The sequence below is a fragment of the Pseudomonas sp. MF6755 genome (assembly GCF_016405635.1).
Lineage (GTDB): Bacteria > Pseudomonadota > Gammaproteobacteria > Pseudomonadales > Pseudomonadaceae > Aquipseudomonas > Aquipseudomonas haemolytica.
Map to the genome: position 1 here is coordinate 324400 of NZ_JAEKDA010000007.1, position 6635 is coordinate 331034.

A 6635-nucleotide genomic window follows, 5' to 3' on the forward strand; every position below is an offset into this window, starting at 1 on the left:
CATGGACACAGGCACCGTACGCTCGGTTGAACGCGCACTGGCAATCGTCGAGTTGCTGGGCGAGCACCAGGCCCTGGGGCTGGAAGAGCTGCACTACCTCACGCGGCTGCCCAAGGCCACGGTGTCACGCATGTTGCTGACCTTGCAGGAACAGGGCTGGGTCTATCGTGGCCTGAGCGATCGGCGTTACCGCCTGCGCGCCCGGCGTTTGTTCGGCGATACCCAGCAACGCTTCAAGCGCCAGGTGGTGGAAAGCGCGGCACCCTGGTTATTGGAGCTCAGTGAACGCACCGGCTTGGTGGTGGACTTGTCCTGTTTCGATGGCGAGCGCCTGGAAGTCATGGAGAGTGCGATTCCCGGTGTGCTGCGCAAGCTGTACCCGAACAACTGCCAGATCGTCGGCCAGTATGCCAGCCTGTTTCATTCGGCGATGGGCAAGGCGTGCCTGACGCAATTGCCCCTTGAGGAAGTGCAACGCCTGGCGGGCCGCGATCAGGTGGCGGCGGACGAGCAATACCGTGCCTGCGAACAAACCCAGCACCAAGGCTTCGGCCAGCGCACCGAAGGTTACTGGGAATACCCGGTGCGCCTGCCGTTCCTGATCCGTGCGGTGGCGCTGCCGGTGCGTACCAATGGCCGATTGGTGGGGAGCATGGCCCTGCACTGGCCGATGCATCAGGCGCCGGTGGAACGGGTGCTGAACCTGCACATGGCCAGCCTGGAGCAAGCGGTGCGCGAAGTGCAGCAGGCATTGGCCTAGACAGTCACCACAGGACCAATGTGGGAGGGGGCTTGCTCCCGATAGCAGAGTGTCAGTCACTGGATGTGTTGCTGATCCACTGCCATCGGGAGCAAGCCCCCTCCCACATTGGATTTGCGCCATTCGTGAGATTGCGCTTAAGGTTCATCCAGGTTTTTTGCCCTAGAGTCTTTATGTTCAATGTCAAACCTCTGGTCTTCGCGCTGCTGACCTGTGCCACCGTGCCTGCCCACGCCGACTGGTACCTGGATAACGAATCCTCGCGCCTGTCTTTCGTCACCACCAAAAACACCGAGATTGCCGAGGTGCATCGCTTCCTGGTGTTGCATGGCAAGGTCGACGCTAAAGGCGCGGCGCAGTTGCAAGTGGAGATGGAGTCGATCAACAGCGGCATCCCCCTGCGCGACGAGCGCATGCGCAATGACCTGTTCCAGATCAAGACCTTCCCTGAAGCGCTGATCAGCGCGCAGATCAATCTGCAACCGATCAATGACCTGGCGTCCGGCGCGCAGCTGGAATTGCGCTTGCCATTGAACGTCACGCTGCACGGCAAGACCCAGACCTACAGCGCCGAGTTGCTCGCCACACGCCTGGATGAACGACGCTTCCAAGTGGTGACCCTTGAGCCGGTGGTGCTGCATGCCGAGGATTTCGACCTGGCGCCCGGTGTGGCGGCGTTGCGTAAGGCGGCTGGGCTGAAGTCGATCAGCCTGTCGGTGCCGGTGGGTGCGGTACTGATCTTCACGGCGCGCTGACATGAGCGGCGCAGTGTTCCCGTGGCGCAGCGCCAATCAGTTCGAATTGTTGATCGACGGGCCGAGTTTCTTCCCGCAGATGCTGGTGGGCATTGCCCGGGCCGAGCAGCAGGTTGATCTTGAACTGTATCTGGTCGAAGCCGGTGCCTGTGCCGACGCCATGGTGCAGGCGCTGGTGCTGGCCGCTGAGCGTGGCGTGCAGGTGCGCTGCCTGTTCGATGACTACGGCAGCCTGGCGTTTACCCTCGGGCTGCGCAAGCGCTTGACCGATGCCGGTGTGGAGCTGCGCTTCTACAATCGCCTGAACTGGCGGCGTTGGATGCGCAACCTCTACCGCGATCACCGCAAGCTGCTGCTGATCGACCAGCGCATCGCCGTGGTTGGCGGTACGGGCGTCACCGATGAGTTCTGGACGCCGGGGCAAGACAGCGCCGAATGGCATGAAGTGATGGTGCAGATCAGCGGCCCGCTGGTACTCGACTGGCAGGCCCTGTTCGATCGGCAATGGCACGCCAACGTGGCGCGCCGTGAATGGAAACCGGCGACCCATTTCGGGTTACCACGCTTGCCCAAGGTGCCAGCCACCGGGCCTGGGCTCGGCCGCGTGGCGTATGCCGACGCCCGTCAGCATCGAGATATCCTGCAATCGCTGATCCGCGCCTTGAACAGCAGCAAGACGCGTATCTGGTTGGCAACGCCGTACTTCCTGCCGACCTGGAGCGTGCGCCGTGCCTTGCGCCGGGCGGCAGGGCGGGGTGTAGATGTGCGCTTGCTGCTCACCGGCCCACGCACCGATCACCCATCCGTACGTTACGCCGGCCATCGTTATTACCCGCGCCTGCTACGTGCAGGTGTGCAGATCTTTGAATACCAGCCGTGCTTCCTGCACCTGAAGATGGTGCTGGTGGACGATTGGGTGAGCATTGGCTCGTGCAATTTCGACCACTGGAATTTGCGCTTCAACCTGGAAGCCAACCTCGAAGCGTTGGACCCGGGATTGACGGCGGCGGTGGTGGGCAGTTTCGAAGCAGACTTTGCCCAGAGCCAGGTGGTGAGCCTGGAGGCATGGAAGGCGCGGCCGTTGTGGAGGCGGGTCAAGCAGCGGATGTGGGGGTGGATTGATCGGTTGGTGGTCAATTTGCTGGACCGACGCGGCTAGTCGCATCACCTCAATCAAATGTGGGAGGGGGCTTGCTCCCGATAGCAGCGGGTCAGTCAATGAATCGGTTAACTGACACACCGTATCGGGAGCAAGCCCCCTCCCACATTTTTTACTGCATTCGAGGTTTAGAGCAGCTCAAAGGTCTGTTGCTGCACATCCTGGGAATCCAGCCCGATCTGCACATTGAACTCACCCGGTTCCGCCGCGAACTTGAGCTGGGCGTTGTAGAACTTCAAGTCGTCCTCGGTGATGGTGAAGTGCAGCGTGCGCTCTTCGCCGGCCTTGAGCATGATCTTCTGGAAGTTCTTCAGCTCCTTGATCGGGCGGATCATCGAACCGGCCACGTCCTGGATATACAACTGCACCACGGTTTCGCCATCGACCTTGCCGGTGTTCTTGACGGTGACACTGGCGTCGAGCTTGCCGGTCTTGTTCAAGGTGGTGGACGACAGCGCCATGTCCGACAGGCTGAAGTGGGTGTAGCTCAGGCCATAACCAAAGGGAAACAGCGGGCCGGTGGTGTCATCGAAGTACTGCGAGGTGTAGTTGCCAGGCTTGCCCGGGGTGAACGGCCGGCCAATGGTCAGGTGGTTGTAGTAGGTCGGAATCTGCCCCACCGAACGCGGGAAGGTGATTGGCAGCTTGCCCGACGGGTTGTAGTCGCCGAACAGCACGTCGGCGATGGCGTTGCCGCCTTCGGTGCCGGCGAACCAGGTTTCCAGGATCGCGTCGGCTTGTTGGTTTTCCTCGAGGATCGACAGCGGACGGCCGTTCATCAGCACCAAGACCAACGGTTTGCCGGTAGCTTTAAGGGCCTTGATCAGGTCGCGCTGGCTTTGCGGGATGTTCAGGTCGGTGCGGCTCGATGATTCGTGGGACATACCACGCGACTCGCCCACCGCTGCGACGATGACGTCGGCGTTCTTCGCCGCTTTCACTGCTTCGTCGATTAGCACTTGGGCAGGGCGCGGGTCATCTACTACTTCCGGGGCATCGAAGTTGAGGAAGTTAAGGTAGTCGAGCACCGCCTTGTCGCTGGTGATGTTGGCGCCGCGGGCATAGATCACTTGGCCTTTTTCGCCGATGACAGCGTTCATGCCGTCGAGCAGGGTCACCGATTGCGCAGGTCTGCCGGCAGCGGCCCAACTGCCCATCATGTCGATCGGCGCCTTGGCCAGTGGGCCGACCAGGGCGATGGTCGCGGATTTTTTCAGCGGCAGCGTTTCATTCTGGTTCTTCAGCAGTACCAGGCTGCGCCGTGCAATGTCGCGGGCTTCGGCGCGGTGCAGGCGGCTGTCGGCGTAGGGATCGGCCGGGTCATCCTCGGCCTTGCCGATGCGCAGGTACGGGTCCTTGAACAGGCCCATGTCGTACTTGGCACCGAGCACTTCGCGCACGGCGTTGTCGATGTCGCTCTGCTCGATCTCGCCGGACTTGAGCAGCCCAGGCAATTCCTTGCCGTACAGCGAGTCGTTCATGCTCATGTCGATGCCGGCCTTGATTGCCAGCTTGGCGGCTTCACGCCCGTCCTTGGCCACGCCGTGCTTGATCAATTCGAAGATCGCACCGTGGTCGCTGACGGTCAGGCCCTTGAAGCCCCAGTCTCTGCGCAGCAGGTCGTTCATCAGCCAGGTGTTGGCGGTGGCAGGCACGCCGTTGATCGAGTTCAACGCCACCATCACGCCGCCGGAGCCGGCCTTGATGGCTGCGTGGTAAGGCGGCAGGTAATCCTGGTACATCTTGACCGGGCTCATGTCGACCACGTTGTAGTCGCGCCCGCCTTCCACCGCGCCATACAGGGCGAAGTGCTTGACGCTGGCCATGAGGCTGTCGGCATTCGCGGGGCTTGCGCCCTGGAACGCCTTGACCATGACTTCGGCAATCCGCGAGACCAAATACGTGTCTTCACCGAAGCCTTCGGAGGTGCGGCCCCAGCGTGGGTCACGCGAGATATCGACCATCGGCGCAAAGGTGATGTCGAGGCTGTCGGCGGCGGCTTCCTGGGCGGCGATGCGCCCGGAGCGGCCGATGGCGTCCATGTCCCAGCTGGAAGCCAGGGCCAGGCTGATCGGGAAAATCGTGCGGTGGCCGTGGATCACGTCATAGGCGAAGAACATCGGGATCTTCAAGCGGCTGCGCATGGCCGCGTCCTGCATCGGGCGGTTTTCCGGGCGGGTGATGGAGTTGAACGTGCCACCGATGCGGCCGGCGGCGATTTCCTTGCGGATCAGCTCCCGGGGCATTTCCGGGCCGATGCTGATCAGGCGCAATTGGCCGATTTTCTCGTCCAGGGTCATTTGCTTGAGCAGGTCGCTGACGAAGGCGTCCTTGTCTTTAAGCGCAGCAGGCTTTGTTTCTGCCCATACGGGGTGACTGGCCAGAGTGGCAACAAGGCCGAGCAAACACAGCTTCTTCATGAATATCCTTTTTCGGCTCACTGCACAGCGATAACGCTGATCGGCCAAAATGTGGGGAGCGTCTATTGTTGTTCGGGTGTTGTTCAGATAAATGCAGCACACTCTGAACTCTTTTTCGCGCTGGGCATCTTTGTAGCTGATTGGCTCGATGCATGCCAGTGGTGGCGGATTATGCCCCAAGCGCGTCGTTTATAGGGTTAGTCGTCAACTTCCATCAAGATTGGGCAGGAGAAACACCATGCAAGCAGCACAACATTACCGCTGGGGCTTCAAGGCTGCGGCTTTGCTACTGATCAGCACAGTGCTGAGCGGTTGCGGCATCAACAACATCCCGACCCTGGATGAACAGGCCAAGGCGGCCTGGGGCCAGGTGCAGAACCAGTACCAACGCCGTGCCGACCTGATCCCCAACCTGGTGGAAGTCGTCAAGGGCTACGCTGCCCATGAGCAAGACACCCTGACCGCCGTGATTGAAGCGCGGGCCAAAGCCACCTCGATCCAGGTGGATGCCAGCACCCTCGACAACCCCGAAAAACTCAAGCAGTTCCAGCAGGCCCAGGATGGCCTTAGCGGCGCACTCAGCCGTTTGATGGTGGTATCCGAGCGCTATCCGGACCTCAAGGCCAACCAGAACTTCCTGGCCTTGCAGTCCCAACTTGAAGGCACCGAGAACCGCATCGCCGTGGCCCGTCGTGATTTCATCCAGGCTGTGCAAGCCTACAACACCGAAATTCGCACCTTCCCTGGCCGCCTGTGGCACACCGTGATGTACAGCGACTTGCCGATCCGCGCCACGTTTGAAGCCACCAGTGCCGACGCCGATAAAGCGCCGCAAGTGAAGTTCAAATAAGGCTGCACTGAGGTGTCGATGCGTTTATTACGGATAAGCCTGGCGCTGTGGCTGTTGGCCTGCGTGGGCGTGGCCCAGGCAGCGCTGACCTTCCCGGCGCTGAGTGGGCGCGTGGTGGACAGCGCGCAGATGCTCGACCCGGCGGTACGCGAGCAACTGACCCAGCAGTTGCAGGCGCTGGAGCAAACCTCGGGCGACCAGATCGTGGTGGTCACCGTGCCCGACCTGCAGGGCGTGCCCATAGAAGACTTCGGTTATCAATTGGGCCGCCAGTGGGGCATTGGCCAGAAGGGCAAGGACAACGGCGCGCTGCTGCTCGTCGCCCGTGATGACCGTAAAGTGCGTATCGAAGTCGGTTATGGCCTGGAAGGCGTGCTGACGGATGCGCAATCCTGGGTGATCATCAACCAGGTGATCCTGCCCAAGTTCAAGGCCGGTAACTTCAGCCAGGGCATCAGCGACGGCGTGGCCGCGATGCTGCAGGTGGTTGGCGGCGAACCCTTGGCAGTGCCTGCCCATGTGGCGGATGCGAATTTTGCCAAGGATAATCCCGGGTTCTCCATCGGCCTGTTTATCCTGCTGATCGGCGTGTTGTGGCTGTGTAATCGCCTGGGCCTCTCTCTTATTCACCTCTAACGCTGCCGCCGAACTACTCTCTGTAGATCGCTGTTGACGCACTATCATTCAACAA

General features: G+C 61.1%; 5 protein-coding genes and 1 pseudogene. 5 read left to right on the top strand and 1 reads right to left on the bottom strand.

The genetic code is table 11. The features are described 5' to 3' along the window. The first annotated feature begins 1 nt into the window (after position 1). From JFT66_RS11795 to JFT66_RS11805, 3 genes are all read left to right on the top strand, one after another. Entirely contained in the window at positions 2 to 760 is a 759-nt protein-coding gene (locus tag JFT66_RS11795; protein ID WP_034118553.1) for a helix-turn-helix domain-containing protein, read from the top strand. Between the two features lie 173 nt (positions 761 to 933). Beyond that, the gene (locus JFT66_RS11800) at positions 934 to 1515 is read left to right on the top strand and encodes a YceI family protein (protein ID WP_153837666.1); all 582 of its coding nucleotides are present in this window, start codon (positions 934 to 936) and stop codon (positions 1513 to 1515) included. 1 nt (position 1516) lies between these two features. Continuing rightward, positions 1517 to 2674: a phospholipase D-like domain-containing protein gene (locus JFT66_RS11805; RefSeq protein ID WP_198859304.1), complete on the top strand. Its 1158-nt coding sequence runs from the start codon at positions 1517 to 1519 to the stop codon at positions 2672 to 2674. Between the two features lie 128 nt (positions 2675 to 2802). Here JFT66_RS11805 and bglX read toward each other — a convergent pair whose 3' ends face one another. After that, complete coding sequence (gene bglX, locus JFT66_RS11810; RefSeq protein ID WP_153870408.1) at positions 2803 to 5094, bottom strand: beta-glucosidase BglX; 2292 nt, start codon at positions 5092 to 5094, stop codon at positions 2803 to 2805. Positions 5095 to 5332: 238 nt separating this feature from the next. Between bglX and JFT66_RS11815 the strand changes: the two genes are divergently transcribed. Together JFT66_RS11815 and JFT66_RS11820 are read left to right on the top strand one after the other, a co-directional pair. Next, on the top strand, positions 5333 to 5944 hold the full coding sequence (locus JFT66_RS11815; protein ID WP_034118558.1) for a LemA family protein: 612 nt from the start codon (positions 5333 to 5335) through the stop codon (positions 5942 to 5944). Between the two features lie 18 nt (positions 5945 to 5962). Continuing rightward, a pseudogene (locus JFT66_RS11820) lies at positions 5963 to 6562 on the top strand (TPM domain-containing protein); the annotation flags it as partial. Positions 6563 to 6635: the final 73 nt, after the last annotated feature.